General features: G+C 60.9%; 19 protein-coding genes, 2 tRNA genes and 1 other RNA gene. 10 read left to right on the top strand and 12 right to left on the bottom strand.

The genetic code is table 11. The annotated features are described in order from the left end of the window. Positions 1 to 151 precede the first annotated feature (151 nt). Both AC3DET_RS02310 and AC3DET_RS02305 read left to right on the top strand, forming a co-directional pair. A tRNA-Ser gene (locus AC3DET_RS02310) sits at positions 152 to 242 on the top strand. 267 nt (positions 243 to 509) lie between these two features. Continuing rightward, positions 510 to 1,385: a DUF4365 domain-containing protein gene (locus AC3DET_RS02305; protein ID WP_488390605.1), complete on the top strand. Its 876-nt coding sequence runs from the start codon at positions 510 to 512 to the stop codon at positions 1,383 to 1,385. Between the two features lie 32 nt (positions 1,386 to 1,417). On the opposite strand, the gene AC3DET_RS02300 is transcribed toward AC3DET_RS02305, so the two are convergent. The 9 genes from AC3DET_RS02300 to AC3DET_RS02260 form a co-directional block, all read right to left on the bottom strand. Continuing rightward, positions 1,418 to 2,092, bottom strand: a complete 675-nt coding sequence (locus AC3DET_RS02300) for an AbiU2 domain-containing protein (RefSeq protein WP_488390604.1) — start codon at positions 2,090 to 2,092, stop codon at positions 1,418 to 1,420. Positions 2,093 to 2,158: 66 nt separating this feature from the next. Further along, positions 2,159 to 4,399, bottom strand: coding sequence for a hypothetical protein (locus AC3DET_RS02295; protein ID WP_488390603.1), 2,241 nt, complete (start codon positions 4,397 to 4,399; stop codon positions 2,159 to 2,161). Between the two features lie 33 nt (positions 4,400 to 4,432). Continuing rightward, on the bottom strand, positions 4,433 to 4,843 hold the full coding sequence (locus tag AC3DET_RS02290) for a hypothetical protein (RefSeq protein ID WP_488390602.1): 411 nt from the start codon (positions 4,841 to 4,843) through the stop codon (positions 4,433 to 4,435). A gap of 112 nt (positions 4,844 to 4,955) precedes the next feature. Continuing rightward, entirely contained in the window at positions 4,956 to 5,150 is a 195-nt protein-coding gene (locus tag AC3DET_RS02285) for a hypothetical protein (RefSeq protein WP_488390601.1), read from the bottom strand. Beyond that, complete coding sequence (locus tag AC3DET_RS02280) at positions 5,147 to 5,557, bottom strand: hypothetical protein (RefSeq protein ID WP_488390600.1); 411 nt, start codon at positions 5,555 to 5,557, stop codon at positions 5,147 to 5,149. The genes AC3DET_RS02285 and AC3DET_RS02280 overlap by 4 nt, the downstream gene beginning before the upstream one ends. Then, positions 5,554 to 5,922: a PhoU domain-containing protein gene (locus tag AC3DET_RS02275; protein ID WP_488390599.1), complete on the bottom strand. Its 369-nt coding sequence runs from the start codon at positions 5,920 to 5,922 to the stop codon at positions 5,554 to 5,556. The genes AC3DET_RS02280 and AC3DET_RS02275 overlap by 4 nt, the downstream gene beginning before the upstream one ends. 60 nt (positions 5,923 to 5,982) lie before the next feature. After that, positions 5,983 to 6,813 carry a hypothetical protein gene (locus AC3DET_RS02270; protein ID WP_488390598.1) on the bottom strand — a complete coding sequence of 277 codons (831 nt, stop codon included), beginning with the start codon at positions 6,811 to 6,813 and terminating at the stop codon, positions 5,983 to 5,985. Beyond that, a complete protein-coding gene (locus AC3DET_RS02265) occupies positions 6,803 to 7,225 on the bottom strand; it encodes a helix-turn-helix transcriptional regulator (protein WP_488390597.1) in 423 nt (140 codons plus the stop codon). Before AC3DET_RS02265 ends, AC3DET_RS02270 begins: the two co-directional genes overlap by 11 nt. 148 nt (positions 7,226 to 7,373) lie before the next feature. Beyond that, complete coding sequence (locus AC3DET_RS02260) at positions 7,374 to 8,600, bottom strand: tyrosine-type recombinase/integrase (RefSeq protein WP_488390596.1); 1,227 nt, start codon at positions 8,598 to 8,600, stop codon at positions 7,374 to 7,376. Positions 8,601 to 8,893: 293 nt separating this feature from the next. On the opposite strand from AC3DET_RS02260, the gene AC3DET_RS02255 reads away from it, so the two are divergent. Beyond that, entirely contained in the window at positions 8,894 to 9,301 is a 408-nt protein-coding gene (locus tag AC3DET_RS02255) for a DUF6165 family protein (protein WP_446537380.1), read from the top strand. A 12-nt stretch (positions 9,302 to 9,313) separates the two neighbouring features. Here AC3DET_RS02255 and AC3DET_RS02250 read toward each other — a convergent pair whose 3' ends face one another. Next, complete coding sequence (locus tag AC3DET_RS02250; RefSeq protein ID WP_488390595.1) at positions 9,314 to 10,360, bottom strand: glycosyltransferase family 9 protein; 1,047 nt, start codon at positions 10,358 to 10,360, stop codon at positions 9,314 to 9,316. Between the two features lie 19 nt (positions 10,361 to 10,379). On the opposite strand from AC3DET_RS02250, the gene AC3DET_RS02245 reads away from it, so the two are divergent. From AC3DET_RS02245 to AC3DET_RS02215, 7 genes are read left to right on the top strand one after another with little or no spacing between them, the layout of a single operon-like run. Continuing rightward, entirely contained in the window at positions 10,380 to 11,129 is a 750-nt protein-coding gene (locus tag AC3DET_RS02245) for a 3-deoxy-D-manno-octulosonic acid kinase (RefSeq protein WP_192200752.1), read from the top strand. Between the two features lies 1 nt (position 11,130). After that, positions 11,131 to 11,883, top strand: a complete 753-nt coding sequence (locus AC3DET_RS02240; RefSeq protein ID WP_337730139.1) for an MBL fold metallo-hydrolase — start codon at positions 11,131 to 11,133, stop codon at positions 11,881 to 11,883. Then, positions 11,880 to 12,893, top strand: a complete 1,014-nt coding sequence (gene moaA, locus AC3DET_RS02235; RefSeq protein WP_488390594.1) for a GTP 3',8-cyclase MoaA — start codon at positions 11,880 to 11,882, stop codon at positions 12,891 to 12,893. The genes AC3DET_RS02240 and moaA overlap by 4 nt, the downstream gene beginning before the upstream one ends. Before the next feature lie 15 nt (positions 12,894 to 12,908). Continuing rightward, positions 12,909 to 13,391 (top strand): cyclic pyranopterin monophosphate synthase MoaC, encoded by a 483-nt coding sequence (gene moaC, locus AC3DET_RS02230; protein WP_488390593.1) that lies wholly within the window; start codon positions 12,909 to 12,911, stop codon positions 13,389 to 13,391. Then, the gene (moaD, locus tag AC3DET_RS02225; protein ID WP_337730863.1) at positions 13,388 to 13,633 is read left to right on the top strand and encodes a molybdopterin converting factor subunit 1; all 246 of its coding nucleotides are present in this window, start codon (positions 13,388 to 13,390) and stop codon (positions 13,631 to 13,633) included. Before moaC ends, moaD begins: the two co-directional genes overlap by 4 nt. A gap of 2 nt (positions 13,634 to 13,635) precedes the next feature. After that, positions 13,636 to 14,064: a molybdenum cofactor biosynthesis protein MoaE gene (locus tag AC3DET_RS02220; RefSeq protein WP_488390592.1), complete on the top strand. Its 429-nt coding sequence runs from the start codon at positions 13,636 to 13,638 to the stop codon at positions 14,062 to 14,064. Continuing rightward, positions 14,061 to 15,083: a beta-propeller fold lactonase family protein gene (locus AC3DET_RS02215; RefSeq protein WP_488390591.1), complete on the top strand. Its 1,023-nt coding sequence runs from the start codon at positions 14,061 to 14,063 to the stop codon at positions 15,081 to 15,083. The genes AC3DET_RS02220 and AC3DET_RS02215 overlap by 4 nt, the downstream gene beginning before the upstream one ends. A gap of 39 nt (positions 15,084 to 15,122) precedes the next feature. Here AC3DET_RS02215 and ffs read toward each other — a convergent pair. Together ffs and AC3DET_RS02205 are read right to left on the bottom strand one after the other, a co-directional pair. Next, an RNA gene (ffs, locus tag AC3DET_RS02210) (signal recognition particle sRNA small type) lies at positions 15,123 to 15,219 on the bottom strand. A gap of 74 nt (positions 15,220 to 15,293) precedes the next feature. Continuing rightward, positions 15,294 to 15,386, bottom strand: a tRNA-Ser gene (locus AC3DET_RS02205). Positions 15,387 to 15,491: the final 105 nt, after the last annotated feature.

Raw genomic sequence — 15,491 nt, 5'->3', positions numbered from 1 at the left:
ACATCGGGCAAGGTTGGCGTGGTTCCGGACGGCAACCGGGGTTCATTCACGTGCAGACGGAGTGATGCGGCCACGCGGATTGTGCCTTCCGGCTTGTCCGGATGCGGTCCGCCACGTATCATTCACGCCCCCGGCAAGCCCCGGGGCCACCGGAGAGGTGGCAGAGTGGTTGAATGTACCTGACTCGAAATCAGGCATACGTTAATAGCGTATCGAGGGTTCGAATCCCTCCCTCTCCGCCAGATATAGCCCGAAAGCCCGTAGAAATGCGGGCTTTCGCGTTTCTGGGTGGAAATCGGTCTACGCTTTGGGATACGCGCGGCGGGCGGCAGATCGAAGCGCCTACAGGTCGGGTGGAATTCTTGGTGGCGCTGGACTGCGGGCGGGAAATGGGGGGCGGTCGCGGGCATCCAGCCTGATTGGAGGCCATGCTGCGGGGCGCCGCCCGCGAATAGGGGGAGGCAGATGCCTGTACGCTTTCCAGCAAACGGCCGAAAAGGAGGTTCACCGTGGGGACCAAAAGGACGCTCACGCATATCGTAGATTCGCGCTCAGTTCGGCGGGTCCTTGAGATGCTGCCCGACCACTGGGTGATCCGAGATCTTACTGAGCGCGACTACGGCATCGATCTGATGGTCGAGATCTTTGCTGTCGCGGGAATCGATAGCGATGGTCACGAGTACTACCACTCGTCCGGTTCTACTTTTCACATCCAAGTAAAAGGCACCTCTAGTTCGCTAGCAGTCAGTGCGGACGGAACGATCCACTACCAAATGCCGAAGAATGCGTTGCTGTACGCGGAGCGCTTCAGCACACCATTCTTTCTCTTCCGTGTAGATGTGTCTGATGCAGAAGCGAAGTCATACTTCATTTGGGTGCAGCGCTACATTCAAGAAATTCTGGATGCAGAAAATCCATACTGGCGAGATCTCAATCAGAATTCCTTTGTAGTTCGAATTCCAGAAGCGAACGAAGTCAGAAGCGCTAGCGGAAAAATAGAGAAAATTGCAGCCAGACCAAAGGTTATGGAGGAGCTTTTGGAGTTCAGGCAGCATTACGCGTATCTCGCTGATCAACTGGACTCCGCATCCAAAGGTCAGTTCACGCCCGACAAAATTTCAATTGGCAATATGAAATTTATGGCGAGACGGATTGCAAGCCTATCGGCCCTCTACAGTTCAAGTCACGGCAGAGACTGCTGTATAGATGAGCAGTGCGCGAAGGAGCTGAAGCAGTTTGTTGATGACTTGGACGAAGATTCAGAAATGAGTGAGTTTTCCAATCATCCACACGATGCCAACTTTGCACTTCTCGCTCAAAGCATCGAATCGATGAATCTGGTGGAGAAATTCATTGCTGATAACGAAGACGAGACCGTGTACTGATAGCGCAAGAATTGACGCTGCTGAAGGCGGCGCTATCGACTTGTGAAGACGTCTTCTGGCTGAAAGCTGTGTGGGTCGCTCTTCCAGCGCGCGATGGTCTTCTCCGCAACGGAAAGGGAGAAAAGTAGTGATTGTGAGTTCCCGCGCATAAAGCTTAGATCCATGTCCAGGTACTTCTTGCAGAAACGTTCGTAAATGATCTTTACCAAGGACTGCAGGTTCTCGATCGCGGCCTGAACTTGCAGCCTAGTGATGCCGGTTAGTTCTTCCTCGCGCTGGAAAACAGCGGTCGCCAAATCGTAATGCGCAAGTCGTTTGTTGCGATGATCCTTCACAAACGCGCACTGATGTTTGCATTCAAGGACAAGGTCATCTATATCCTTTCGAAACGCTGGGTCGTCAATCAGTGCTGGGAGCATTTCGATCGATAGATTTTTACGCCCAGCCGATTTCGCAGGCCCTGATAGTCGGGAAATGTGAAGGATCAGGTCATCCCACATCGTGTCTTGCACGATCTGGAAAAGGTGGGGCGATGTGCGGAACAGAAGATTGAAGTTGTCTTCAGTGCCGAAGAGTGTTTTGTACTCTGTCCACTTCATGCTGATCCAGAAGACATCTTTGTAGAGCGGAATGAAAACGGAACTCAGGTTCTCCGGCAATGCCGAACTCAACTCCTCATCAAGACCGTCGATGTTGATTCTTGGCATTGCTAGTTCTCCACCTCACTACGTCTGACGGATCTTCTATCGGAGATTTCAAGGTGCTAGAAGAAGCTATGGATGGATGGCTGCGGCTACCTTCCTCAAAGCATTCTGTGACGCTGCGCGGTCCAGTTCAGCGAATGCAGCTTGAACTGCAGACATTGAAAAGTCGGCTTGATGTAGCGAGCGTGAGGTAGCGAGAATTTCTCTAGCGGCACGTGATCGGGTTGCGTCATCGATTGGATACTTCGCTGCATGGTCCTGAATTTTCTGAAGGAGCGCAGCCTCAGTGATTGCTCCCGCCACCATCAGTGCGGTTGCTGCGGTCAGCGCTGTTTCAAGACTTGCCCATCCAGTCTGATGTCGGCCTGCTTTGAATGCCCATCTTAGTAGGATTTCACAAGCGCTCAATGCCAAAACGGAAGAGCCCCTTTGATGCGTCTTCGCCCCAATCTCAAGCAATACCTCTACGAGTCGAAAGTTCTCGACAAACTGACAGGTCTCTTTGTCGTCGGGAATCCAGTCAAGAGTCATCAGGAGCCAGTCGGCGCTCTTCTCCATCTTGTCCGAAACCTGAGCGCCGTGTGGAGAATTGGCGATCACAATCAGCACTTCCACAACGACGGAATTCCAGTGAAGCAAGTCGAACGTTAGGCTGGATCTCTTTGTGATGGAAACTAGCAGGAGATCTTTGAAGGGTGCGTACAGTCCATCGCTCCAGCGATTAACGTTTCGTGCGACCCGTCGTGCGGATTTCTCGTCTGTTTCCTCGCTCAGGAATGCATTTGCCATTCGTGTAAGAAATCCGACCAGACCTGACGAGGTCGTCGTGCCAAAGTACGCTGCTAGTGAGAATGCGTGCTGCCGACTCATCGCTGTTTCGTTCATCGCCACGACAGTAGCGCTTGCGAGAAGAAATGCCTGCTCGCGCGCGGTATTGATGGCGTAGCTCGCGTCACTGCCACCTTGCATGCGGAAAAGTTCGACCGACATCGATGCGATCTCTTCAACTCCCGTATTCAAAGCGGGTCTGTCTTTCCTATCTTTGATTCCAGAGGCGGAGAAAGACGCAAGCTTCTCGATCACGTTCACGGATTGCTCTGAAGCCCCAACTCTCAACATCTCGACGCCGACCTGGCCCATGCGGCGGAGACCCTCCATTAGAACGTCCGGCATTGATTGGCCAACCACGTTCTCGACTCCGCCAACGAGGTACGCCGTGGATAGTGATGGATGATGCTTGCTGCCGTACTGGGAGCGATATGGAATGGAGAGATAGAGCGTGGTTAGGATAGAAAGCGCTTTGAAGCAATCGGTCAATCCTTTCTCGTCACGCCGAGACATCGATGCCTGAAGACTTTGCCTCAAATGTTCAAGCGTTGTATTTATGAATGCATCAGCGCTCTCCGGAACATTCATAAAAGGGTTATTGTCAGTAAAGGTTCGGCCGCGAGCTCGCACGTACTCTTGATTAATCGCGATGACTGCACCCAGTGCGGCGGCAGAAACTTCGTGATCGCCACGCTCCGAGAATTGTCGAGAGAACGCGATCGCGTAGTTGAGTGCGTTTGTCGAGCCCTGAGTCCATTGCGGATATGTCGAGAAGAGAAAGTAAAGCTCTGTGTCAGGATCAGAGTCTGGATCCCGATTCCGAAGCATTTCGAAGCGCCCAAGCCATAGTCTTATGTCGTCACGCGCGGATTTCACCAAATACGAAATCTGCGCATATGGGCTAACTAGGTGCAAGGCTCGCCGATACGAGTAGAGAAGTAGGATAAGGACCATTCCCGTTGAGGCAGTCGCATACACGATGCATGGAATAGCCCCGAAGCTGTCGACCAGTATTGATGCGCCCGCAACTGAACAAGCCAGTATGAAAGTTGCAACGAAAGTAAGCAGAAGGCGAGCGTCGCTGCTGATTCTATGGAATAAGCCGTGTGGCATCCTCTCCAAATTGACCTGAAGCGCGAATGTCATAAGTGAGAAGGCAATTGCAGTCGCGCCAATTAGTGCGCCGCCGACAGATATGGTTAATTGCTCGGCAAGCGAAGCGACACGAGCTTCCTCAAAGATGCGGAAGCGAGTAGATAGCGCGATGCCTGCGACGGCTCCAAGCGAGTAAAGGACAATGACTGACGTCCACTTCCAGTCATGCAGCCGAAGTGCAAGCGCGCGAAGCGGTGTTGTTCGTTGATACCAGCGAATATAGGATGCGCGCCGAAAGCGATAGAGGTGTACTTTCGCGCGCGACCATGCATTCTCGTACTTCTCGATCGCATTTCTTCGGAATGTGGCGAACACTGTTGCGCCCATTAGAATTTCCCTATAAGCCCCGTCATCAGCATATCACCGGCCGCGGGGAGGGAAGAGGGACCTCCAGTCTCTGCCCGCATTCACCTCAAGAACCCCCTGGTCATTTCTCTGCACGCCCGCCGCAAGAATGCCGGCGCGGCGAGGCAAGAGCCTTTGATGGGGGGTGAGTCGTAGCGAGCGTCGTGAGGCGAGCAGCAGTGCTTTGCACGCCCGCCAGTGCGTGGCGGCGTCGCGTGATTTCCTGTCCGAGATCATTCGCTCATACGCATCACGCTCTTCCACCACGGTTCGTACGTGATCGATCATGGCGGGTTCGTCTTGCGGCAAAAGATGACCGACCGGAGCCCTTGAGAACTCATTCGTCCATGCGCGGAGTTCTTCGTCTGACAAGCCGGAAGGGATAGATTCAGAGCAGTTTTGTTTCTCGCGGACCTTCGTTTTCATGATGTTTTCTGGATTGTTGCCATTCTTTGAAGAGGCGGATTGGGCGCCGGCTGCAGTCCGACTCCCGATATTTCGACCATCCCCCCCCCGGGGTTGGGGCGGCCGTGCGCCTTTAGTTGGGTGGGGTGACTTCGCTAGGTGCCAAGGGATGCGAGTAGTACTCACACCATGCTGCGATGAAGCGCTTCTTCAACGCTTGGGAGGCCTCGGGGCTGAAATGCATATCCAGTTCGGCCCACTGGGATACTGCCTTCTGCATGACGATCAGGCTGTCGGGGATCCGGGGAGGGGCGGTCTTAGTTTTCATTGAATGGTTGCTCCTGATATGGGTTCGATTGGGCATTCGCCTGCGGCGTCGCAGGGCGTGCGCTCTGCCATTGCGCGCGCTGTTTCCAAGATTAGGATGGCGGCGGCACTGCGCCGGTTGGCGATGTCGTGCTCACTTGCAGATAGCTTCTGCTCGGCATCGGCGACGTCATAAAGCATTCTGGAGATTGCGCTCCAGCCGTCGCCCGCAATGTGGCGGCTCGGAGGGGGCGGCGGCGGGGCTGACGGCACGCTGGCCGGTTCGGGACCTTTGTCGTCAGCCATTTCGCGGAGGACCCGACTTTGAAGGTCCGGCGGCAGACTGTGAAACACCAGCGCGTCGATAACGAGTTTTCCCGAACTGTCACGAGTCATAAGGGGCCGGGCTTCATGGGCATGTACGGTCACGTGGTCGTCCTCCCTTCAGAGTTCGGCGCCGTCCATGCTGGGGCGGGCTTCCGCTTCATCTGGGCGTTACGCGCAAGGCTATCGGCCAAGGCGTGGGCGTGGATCAGAGCCTTGTGGTCCCCCGCTTGGGCGATTTCCAAAGCCGACAGTTGGCGTGCCTGTACTTCCAGCACGCGCCCCACCTTGGCCAAACGGGTCATCAGTTGGTCTTGTGCCTGCGTGCGCTTGTAGAGGAGGTCGATCCGGTCGTCTCGTTCGTGAAGTTGGCGAGCCAGCTCTTCGGCTACCCCCTGCAAGCTTGTCCGCACGTAGGACTTCATGCGTTCCACGCTGCAGTACTCGTTCTGTTCGTTCTGTTCGTTCATTCGCGCGCTTCCTCAAATAGTGGTCGCATGGCTACTGATGTCATGCGGATTGGGTTTCCCTTAAGTTGGATTCGTTGCTGGCTTGTTGACCTCCAGAGGCTTCTCGGTTTGGTGAAGTGGGTAGGAGTCCGTGACGATACCGTCGGCTATTGCAGGTCCTTGGAGAATTTCTGAAATCTTGGTAAGTGCCCGCGCGCTTCGCTGGGTTCGTTCGGTGTCGATGGGCTCTCTTGATGTTTGCGTGTTTGGTCCCGACTCCAAGTCTTTTTCGATTTCTGTTGGTGGTGATTCGGAAGAGGCAGATACATAAGTATTCAAAGCAGAAGCCAAGCCGGGCATTTCTGGCGCACCAGAAATCTCTCGGTGCCTGGGGGGTGTCCTAATCTCTATGGCTTTCAATGCCTTGGTGCGTCCCTGCATGCTTGCCTGGTTCTTCAAGCGCTTGGAATTCGTGCGGGTATTGCCCGCGCTATCGGCGGCAAATGACTCAATCACACCAGCAAGGTCCTGATGCCGAACGCATCCCTTGGGAAGTCGCGCGGGTTCCTGTTCGTTTTCGATGTCCAGCGGGTGGCGGGGTGACTTGCTTGGCTTTTCGTTCTTATGGACGTTGTGTATCTCGGAATAGGCGGGAATCCATATCCACCACCTGCCATCCGCTGGATAGACAACGATCAGCTCCTTTTCGAACAGCTCGGACAACAACGTGGGGATATGCTCGTTGGGCCACCACAGGAACGCGGCCCGCGAAAGGTAGTCGATATCGCATTCGACTCGCCCACCTTTGTCCGCCATGCAGTAAAGCGCGAGGATCAAGCGGAACGCCGCATGGGACAGGCGGCCCCATGCCGGCTTGAAGAAAAAGTAGGGCCGAAGTGACCTAGTCTTCATGGTCGAAACTCCCGTTCTCGGCGGGTGCGATTTCCGTCGGTGCGCGCGGTGCAACGTCGAGCGAGGTATTGCCGCTGTCCGGCGTGCTCTTGGGGCGACCGGGACCCCGCGCAGGCGGCGCAGGCTGCATATGCGATCGGCGCTTGTGGTTCGGGCTCGCGATGGGGAGTTGGGTGCGGAACTGATGAATCCACGATTCCCACCACCCGACGCGGTTGGCGGAAACGCGGACAGCAGGCGGGAATCTGCCAGTTGCGACACCAGCGATCCAAGTCGATTTAGAGACCGGAACCAGAGGTGCGATGCCTTTGTGCGCGTTACCGACGATGTCGGTGATCGTCAGGATGCGCTCGTTCGGGCTTGGCGGCGGATAGACAACCGTGCTTGGTACTTGGTGTTGCTGGTAACTCATGCCTGTTCTCCATTCGATGGGGAACAGAATTAGATGACACGATTCGAAGCGTCGCCAGTTTGAATGGCTACGAATCACTCGCCATAGAAAGCAATGCCAAAAAGTCGCTCACTTTCCCGACGAACGGTAGGTTCAACGTTCGTCTATCTCATGCGACGGATTTCAGATTTGGCCGGGCAGGGTGTGTTTCGCAGTGCGTCCACCAGTCGCGGAGCAATGCTTCGCGCTTGGCAAGAAGGGTGCCCCGTCTGTAAGCCTTTTCCGTCTTGTCGGCGATTGCGTGGCCTTGCGCCATCTTTATCGTCTTGTCGTCATGGGAAGTGGCCTCGCTTGCCCAGTCGCGGAAAGCGCTGCGGAATCCATGGGTGGTCACTTCGTACTCTGGGACCAACTTGCGCAATACTTTTAGAACCGCTTCGGTTGAGAGGGTGGGGCGTTTGCCATGACCCGGGAACAGGAATTCGCCCGTGCGGGGTATGCGCTCCACATGGTTGCGCAAGGGGCCAACCAGAGGAATCTCCAGCGCGCGACCCTTCTTCGTGCGGTCGGCGGGAATCGTCCAGATGCCTTCCTCGAAATTGAACTCCTTCCAGCGGGACCCCACGACTTCGGAAATTCGTGTCGCCGTCATGATCGCCAGTTGAAGTGCGCGTGATGCGTCCGAGTCCCTTGCCTTCACCCGCTGCATGCACGTGAACATCTGTTGCCAAGGCATGGCCGGGTGGTTCCTGACGACCTTGACCTTTGACGGCTTCGCCAAAAGGGAGTCCAAGTGGCCTCGCCAACGCGCCGGGTTCTCGCCCTTGAATCGCTCACGTGCCTTCGCCCACGCAATGACGGCTTCAATGCGCTCGCGTAGCCGGCTGGCAGTCTCTGTCTTTTTGTCCCAAATCGGTTTCAAGACGGCCAGAACGTCATCGGTCGTGACAGATTCGACGGGCCGTTCGAACAGGTGGCCGGCGTAAGTCTGGAGGGTGGACTGCCACTGACCCTCTGACTTGCTGCCTGCTTTCCAGCCCGCCGCCTTCGATGCGATTGTTTCGGCGACGCATTCGCCAAATGTTAGGCGACCGGCACCAGCCATCCGAGCCCGGGCGCGTTCTGCACGCTCATCGTCGATCAGCCTCACCCCCGCCCTGAGTTCAGTCTGGCATTGCCGGGCGAGTTCCCGTGCCCGTGGCAGGGTGACAAGGCGCACGGGACCCAGCCCCTTGTTCCGGTCTCGTCCCGTCACTCGGTCCCTGAACCGGAACACCCAGCTTTGGGCGCCTGTGGGGCTGACCTTCAAATACAGTCCGTCACCGTCGGGATATCGACCCGGTGCAGTAAGACTTCTGACGTCGGTGGCTTTCAAGCGGTGATACAGGCGGGCCATGTCCGTTGTAGGTATACGCGGCGGTATACACATTGTAGTTGGCGCTGGCTGATTTTTGTTGGATCTCCCTGCCCGAAGAATGTAGACAAAAACAAGTTAAATCAGTCGCTTGTAAGGCCTGATCGGGTTGCGTGGGGTCTGCTTGGGGGGCAGTTGGGCGGACTCCCTCTCCGCCAGTTTCAAGAAAGCCCCCGCAAGGGGGCTTTTGCGTTGTGGGAGGGCTGACCCAGCGCTGCCGCGACTATCTCGCGGGCGGCTGCGCCTAGAATGGCGTTCTTTGCCCGGGAGCCGTCATGTCCGAAATCCTCGTCCCCGTTTCCTTCGGTGAGCTGCTGGACAAGATCGCCATCCTCCAGATCAAGTCCGAGCGCATGAGCGATCCCGCCAAGCTCGCCCATGTGCGCGATGAGCTGGCGGCGCTGGAACACAGTTGGATGGCCCACCCGGTCGCAGGCCACAACATCGCAGAGCTGCGTGCGCAGCTGAAGGCCGTCAACGAGCGCCTGTGGGTGATCGAGGATGACGTGCGCCTGAAGGAGAAGGCGCAGGCATTCGACGAGGATTTCATTCGCCTGGCCCGCAGCGTCTACATCGAGAACGATGAGCGCGCCCGGATCAAGAAGGCGATCAACCTCGCGCTGGGTTCCAGCTACGTGGAAGAGAAGTCGTACCAGGACTACCGCCCCGGCGGCACGTCCTGACGGGACCCCGGGCTACCCGCCAAGATCGTTGCGGCGACGTTCTAAGGCGGCGATGGCGTCTTCCACGGTGATCAGTTCCATCACGCCATCGTGCTCGATCTTGGTTCCCCACTTCAGCGCCGCGGCCGGCCGGCCCTTGTAGCGGCGCGCGGCATCATCGTAGCGATCCACGCAGTAGCGGACGCTGGAGTAAGGGCCGCTGCGAAGCGGGTTGCTGGCCGCATGCAGTCCCAGCACGGCCGCACCCATCGCGTTGGCGATGTGCATGGGGCCGGAATCCGGCGTCATCACCAGGTCCGCGCGCGCCAGCAGGGCCGGCAGTTGCTTGAGGGTGTCCTTGCCCACCAGGTCCAGCACCGGCGAGCGCATGGCCGAGATGATCGCGTCGGCGGTGCGTCGCTCCAGATCGCTGCGGCCTCCGCACACCACGATGCGCCAACCCTGCGCGGCAGCGTGGTCGGCCACCGCGGCGTAGCGGTCGGCGTACCAGTTGCGCCGTTCGTGGCTCGAGCACGGCGAAATCACCAGCGTGCGCTGGTGATCGGCGCTCCACTGCGCAGCCGCCCAGGCGTGCGCGTCGGCGGGGACCGGCAGGTCCCACACCACATCGGTCTGCCGCAGGCCGAGGGGTTCGCAGAAGCTGCCGATCGCGTCGAGCACGTGGATGCCGGGCCGGTCGGGGATGCGTTCGTTGACGACCAGGCCATGCAGGTCCTTCGAGCGGCTGCGGTCGTAGCCGATCCGGCGCCGGGCAGGAATGAAGGCCGACAACAGATTGGCGCGCAGGGCCACCTGCATCTGCAGCAATGCGTCGAATCCTCCTGCAGGCAACGCGCGGCGCAAGGCGCGCATGCCGGCCAGCCCGGTCTTCTTGTCGTAGGTGTGGAAGGTCACGCCGTCCAGTCCTTCGAGCAGCTTGAATCCGCCCTTGTCGATCACCCAATGCAGGTGCGCCCGGGGCCAGTGCCGTTGCAGGGTGCGCACCAGCGGCACGACATGGGTCACGTCGCCGAGTGCGGACAGGCGGAGCAGGCAGAGTGATTGGGGAATCGTGGACAAGTGTTGTTAGACTCGCTGGATGGTCGGATTTGACGCCTCGGAATCCCTGACGCCGTTCCGCGAAGGCAGCGGATACGGTGCGATTCTGTTCGACCGCAAACACCTGCGGCAAGCGGATCCCGACTGGTTCGCACCGGAGAAGTGGGGAGACCGTGCCCGCCCGGTCGACAGTGGTGGACGGGGCGGGGCCTGGTTCATCGATGCCCCTTCCAGCCAGTGCGTGTTGCGCCACTACCGGCGCGGCGGCCTGGCCGCGCGTTTCAGCCAGGACCGCTATCTCTGGCACGGACCGGACCGCACACGCAGTTTCGCCGAATTCCGGCTCACGCGCGCGCTGCTGGCGCGCGGCCTGCCGGTGCCGCGCCCGGTGGCCGCCAGCTATGTACGTGACGGCATGTTCTACCGCGCCTCCATCCTGCTGGAACGGTTGATGGAGGTGCGTACGCTGGCCGATATCGCAGGCCAGGCCGCCGGCAATGCGCCATGGGAGAGCACCGGCAGGCTGGTGGCGCGCTTCCATCGCGCGGGCCTGGACCATGCCGACCTCAACGCGCAGAACATCCTTTTCGATGGCGGCGGACATGGTTGGCTGATCGATTTCGACCGCGGCCGGCTGCGCATCCCGGCCACCGCGTGGCGCGAGCAGAATCTCGCGCGGCTCAGGCGTTCCCTGCTCAAGCTGCGCGGCGAACGCAGCGCGGACGAAGTGGGCTACGACTTCGCGCACCTGCGTCGTGCCTACGACCATGCCTGGTCGCGAGGCTACTGACATGGACTGGGCGCTACGCTTCCTCGGCGTCGGCAATGCCAGTGCCGTCGAGCTGGGTTCGGCGATGGCCACGCTGGAACGGGGCGGGCAGCCCTGGCTGGTGATCGACTGCGGTGGCGAGGGACTGACGGCGTACCAGACCCGTTATGGCGGGATGCCCGATGCCATCTTCCTCACCCACCTGCACCTGGACCATGTCGCCGGCTTCGAACGCCTGTTCGTGGGCAGCTATTTCGATTCCGCACGGCGGGGCAGGGTACGCCTGTACGTCCCCGCGCCGCTGGTTCCGCTGCTGCACCAGCGCGTCGCCAGTTATCCGAACGTGCTGGCCGAGGGCGGCGCGAATTTCTGGGATGCGTTCCAGCTGGTGCCCGTGGGCGATGCGTTCTGGCACGACGGCCAGCGGCTGGAGGTGTTTCCCGTGCGCCATCACTGGCCCGAGACGGCGTTCGGGCTGCGCCTGCGTGGCAGCGTGGTCTGGACCGGCGACACGCGCCCGATCCCGGAGATGCTGGCACGCCACGCCGATGCCGACGAACTGATTGCCCACGACTGCGCGCTGCACGGCAACCCCTCGCACAGTGGTATCGATGACCTGGAGCGCGAGTATCCGTCGCCGTTGCTGGCCCGCTGCGTGCTGTACCACTACGCGAGCGCGGAAGAAGGCGCGGCACTGCGCGCGCGCGGCCATCGCGTGGCGATGCCCGGCGAGGTGATCCCGCTGGCGCAGCCCCTCCCGACGGTGCTGCCGTGAACAGTTCCACGCTGCCGCGTGACCTGCTGGGGCGGCCGCTGCACGACCTGCGCCTGTCGGTCATCGATGCCTGCAATTTCCGGTGCGGCTACTGCATGCCGGCCGATCGCGTGCCCGAGGATTACGGCACCGACGCCTCGCAGCGGCTTTCCTTCGACGAAATCGAGACGCTGGTTCGCGCCTTCGCACGGTTGGGCGTGCGCAAGCTCCGGTTGACGGGTGGCGAGCCGCTGTTGCGCAAGCGGCTGCCGGAACTGGTGCGACGACTGGCGGGCATTGCCGGGCTCGAAGACATCGCGCTGACCACCAACGGCATGTTGCTGGCGGCGCAGGCGCGTGCGCTGCACGACGCGGGTCTGCGCCGCATCACGGTCAGCCTGGATGCGCTCGACCCCGAAGTGTTTGCCGACATGTCGGGGCGCCGCGGACAGGTGCGCGACGTGCTGGCCGGTATCGATGCGGCCATGGCGGCCGGATTCACCCGCCTGAAGATCAACGCCGTCGTCCAGCGCGGCGTCAACGAAGCGCAGGTGCTGCCGCTGGTCGAACGCTTCCGCGGAACGGGACACGTGGTGCGCTTCATCGAATTCATGGATGTCGGCGACAGCAACGATTGGCGACGTGACCGGATGGTCCCGTCCTCCGCGCTGCGCGACCGCATCGGAGCGCGCTGGCCGCTGCATGCGCTGCAGGCGGACTATCGCGGCGAAGTGGCCGAACGCTATGCCTTCGATGACGGCGGCGGCGAAGTCGGCTTTGTCAGCTCCGTCAGCACGCCGTTCTGCGGCGACTGCCACCGGGCGCGCGTGTCGGCCGATGGCCGGCTCTTCACCTGTCTGTTCGCCTCGGAAGGCGCCGACCTGCGCGCGGTGGTGGGGCAGGGCGAGGAGGCGCTGGTCGCGCACGTCGCCAGCCTGTGGAACGCGCGCGGCGACCGCTACAGCGAACTTCGCGGCAGTCCGGAAGTGCGGGACCGGCGACGCGTCGAGATGTATCTTATCGGCGGTTGAAGCCCCAGGACCCGCATGCCCCGCAAAGCCCTGACCCATCTGGATGCCGATGGCCGACCCGCGATGGTGGATGTATCCGGCAAGGAGGCCACTGCACGCGAAGCCCGCGCCACCTGCCGCGTACGCTTCCCGGCAGATGTCGCGCGCGAACTCAGACGGAATCGCCTGCGCAGCGCGAAGGGCGGCATCGTCGACACCGCCATCATCGCCGGCACGATGGCGGTCAAGCGCACCCACGAGCTGATCCCGTTCTGCCATCCGCTGCCGATCGACGGCTGCCGGCTGACCTTGGACTGGGACGGCGAGTCCACGCTGCGCATCGATTGCCACGTCCGCACCGTTCATCGGACCGGCGTGGAGATGGAAGCGCTCACCGGCGCCACGGTTGCCGCGTTGACGGTCTACGACATGTGCAAGGCGCTGTCGCATGCCATCGTGCTGGGTCCCGCCAAGCTGGTGGGAAAGCGTGGCGGCAAGCACGACGTGGGCCGGGTCTGATGGTCACCGTGACATTGCTCTATTTCGCCAGCCTGCGCGAGCGCACCGGTGTGGCCAGCGAGTCGGTCAGTACCCGCGCCAACGATCTCGCCGGGCTCTATGCCGAGGTCCAGGCGCGGCATGGCATCGCCTGGCCGCGCGAACATCTGCGGGTCGCGATGAACGGCGAATTCGCCCGCTGGCACGATGCTCCCGTCGAGGGCAGCGAGATCGCCTTCATTCCCCCGGTGAGTGGAGGCTGAGCATGCACGGTTTCCGACTCTCCGAGGTTCCACTCGATGTGCCCACGCTGCGCGGATCCCTCCTTGATGCGCGCGCCGGCGGATATGCCAGCTTCGAGGGATGGGTGCGCGATCATCACGCGGGTCGGTCCGTCGACGGCCTCGACTACCAGGCTTATGCAGCCCTTGCCGAGATCGAGGGTGGACGCATCCTCGCCGAGGCGATGACGCGGTTCGATGTGGTGGCAGCGAGCTGCGTGCATCGCGTGGGCACGCTCGCCATCGGGGACCTGGCGGTATGGGTGGGCGTGAGCGCTGCGCACCGCGGTGCCGCCTTCGATGCCTGTCGCTACATCATCGATGAAGTGAAGCAGCGCGTGCCGATCTGGAAGCGGGAGCACTACCGCGAAGGCGATGCGGATTGGCTGCATCCGATGGGGGATGGGCCTTGAAGCCACGGCGCACCCTTCTTCTTTCTGCGTGCCTGGCAACCGTCACGTCGCTTGCCATGCAGGTCGGCAACACGGCGGAGCTTCTCGTCGGCAACAAATCCGCGGACACCGTCTGGCGGCTGTCGTTGCGTGATGGACGCAGGATCGGCGAATTCCGCACGGGCGAAGCGCCGCACGAGATCGCGGTGGCCCCGGATGGCCGTCTTGCCGTGGTGACGAATTACGGTGCGGCGAAATCCGGCAACACGCTGTCGGTGCTGGACTTGCGGAGCGGCAAGCCAACGCGATCCATCGATCTGGGGCAACACAGTGCTCCGCACGGGCTCCGCTTCCTGCCGGACGGCCGCCGGGTACTGGTCACCACCGAAGGCTCGGCCAGCGTACTGGTGGTCGACGTGCCGAAGGGCGAGATCGAGCGCGTGATCGAGGTGGGAGGTGGCACCGGACACATGATGGCGGTGTCGCCGGACGGACGTGTCGCCTACCTCACCAAGATCCAGGCCGGCACACTGAGCCGCATCGACCTGCAGACGGGCGTGAAGACGGTGGAGCGGCCTGCCGGGAAAGGCGCGGAGGGCGTCGCGGTCCGCCCCGATGGCACCGAGGTCTGGGTGACCAATCGCGAGGACGGCACGATCACCGTGCATGACCCGCGTACGCTGGTCGTCAAGCGGCGTATGAGCAGCAAGGGATTCCCCATCCGGGTGGTGTTCTCGCCCGACGGCACACTGGCGTTCGTCACCAATGCACGGGCGGCGACTCTGGCGGTGTTCAACACGCGCACCAGGGTGCCGGTGGCCTCCCTGTCGCTGTCGCGCGAAGACATGACCTACCAGCCCACGATGCTGGGCAATGCGGCGTTGCCGATCGGCGTTGCGGTCGCGGCGGACCGTCCACGTGCCTACGTCGCGATCAGTGGCGGCGACAGGATCGCCGTGATCGACACGCAGCGCTGGCAGGTGATCGACTACTGGGTCACCGGCCGCGAACCGGATGCGTTGGGCATCGTCGCGGACTAGGGATGTGACCGCTGATGTCGCGTGCCCGAAAAGGCGGTGGCCCCGCCGGCTGACCTCGGCGCCCGCATCAGTCGATACCGTTGCTGCCTTCCGGCCCTGGCGGAGTTTTCAACCTAGCGTCGCGAGGGGCCGACGGGGCCACCATAGAAAACGAAACCGCGCTCGGGCGCGGCTGCGTCGTTCATCCCGATGGCTCGGGATGGATGAAACTGGCGGAGAGAGGGGGATTCGAACCCCCGAAGCGCGGTTTAGACGCTTACACACTTTCCAGGCGTGCTCCTTCAACCACTCGGACACCTCTCCGGGACCTGAACGCAACCATGGGCCGCTTTCAGGGCCGTGAATTCTAGCCTTCGCCGGGGCCGGCCACAAGCGAAGCCTTGCGGCGTCCGCGAGCGGAGGGGACGG

Source organism: Pseudoxanthomonas sp. 97-1-1, assembly GCF_057773125.1.
This window is presented reverse-complemented; position numbering and strand designations above follow the sequence as displayed.

Bases quoted from the DNA above. Each gene is read 5' to 3' on its own strand.
- AC3DET_RS02300 (WP_488390604.1), bottom strand. From the start codon at position 2,092: ATGCCAAGAATCAACATCGACGGTCTTGATGAGGAGTTGAGTTCGGCA.
- AC3DET_RS02295 (WP_488390603.1), bottom strand. From the start codon at position 4,399: ATGGGCGCAACAGTGTTCGCCACATTCCGAAGAAATGCGATCGAGAAG.
- AC3DET_RS02290 (WP_488390602.1), bottom strand. From the start codon at position 4,843: ATGAAAACGAAGGTCCGCGAGAAACAAAACTGCTCTGAATCTATCCCT.
- AC3DET_RS02285 (WP_488390601.1), bottom strand. From the start codon at position 5,150: ATGAAAACTAAGACCGCCCCTCCCCGGATCCCCGACAGCCTGATCGTC.
- AC3DET_RS02275 (WP_488390599.1), bottom strand. From the start codon at position 5,922: ATGAACGAACAGAACGAACAGAACGAGTACTGCAGCGTGGAACGCATG.
- AC3DET_RS02270 (WP_488390598.1), bottom strand. From the start codon at position 6,813: ATGAAGACTAGGTCACTTCGGCCCTACTTTTTCTTCAAGCCGGCATGG.
- AC3DET_RS02265 (WP_488390597.1), bottom strand. From the start codon at position 7,225: ATGAGTTACCAGCAACACCAAGTACCAAGCACGGTTGTCTATCCGCCG.
- AC3DET_RS02260 (WP_488390596.1), bottom strand. From the start codon at position 8,600: ATGGCCCGCCTGTATCACCGCTTGAAAGCCACCGACGTCAGAAGTCTT.
- AC3DET_RS02255 (WP_446537380.1), top strand. From the start codon at position 8,894: ATGTCCGAAATCCTCGTCCCCGTTTCCTTCGGTGAGCTGCTGGACAAG.
- AC3DET_RS02245 (WP_192200752.1), top strand. From the start codon at position 10,380: ATGGTCGGATTTGACGCCTCGGAATCCCTGACGCCGTTCCGCGAAGGC.
- AC3DET_RS02240 (WP_337730139.1), top strand. From the start codon at position 11,131: ATGGACTGGGCGCTACGCTTCCTCGGCGTCGGCAATGCCAGTGCCGTC.
- moaC (WP_488390593.1), top strand. From the start codon at position 12,909: ATGCCCCGCAAAGCCCTGACCCATCTGGATGCCGATGGCCGACCCGCG.
- AC3DET_RS02220 (WP_488390592.1), top strand. From the start codon at position 13,636: ATGCACGGTTTCCGACTCTCCGAGGTTCCACTCGATGTGCCCACGCTG.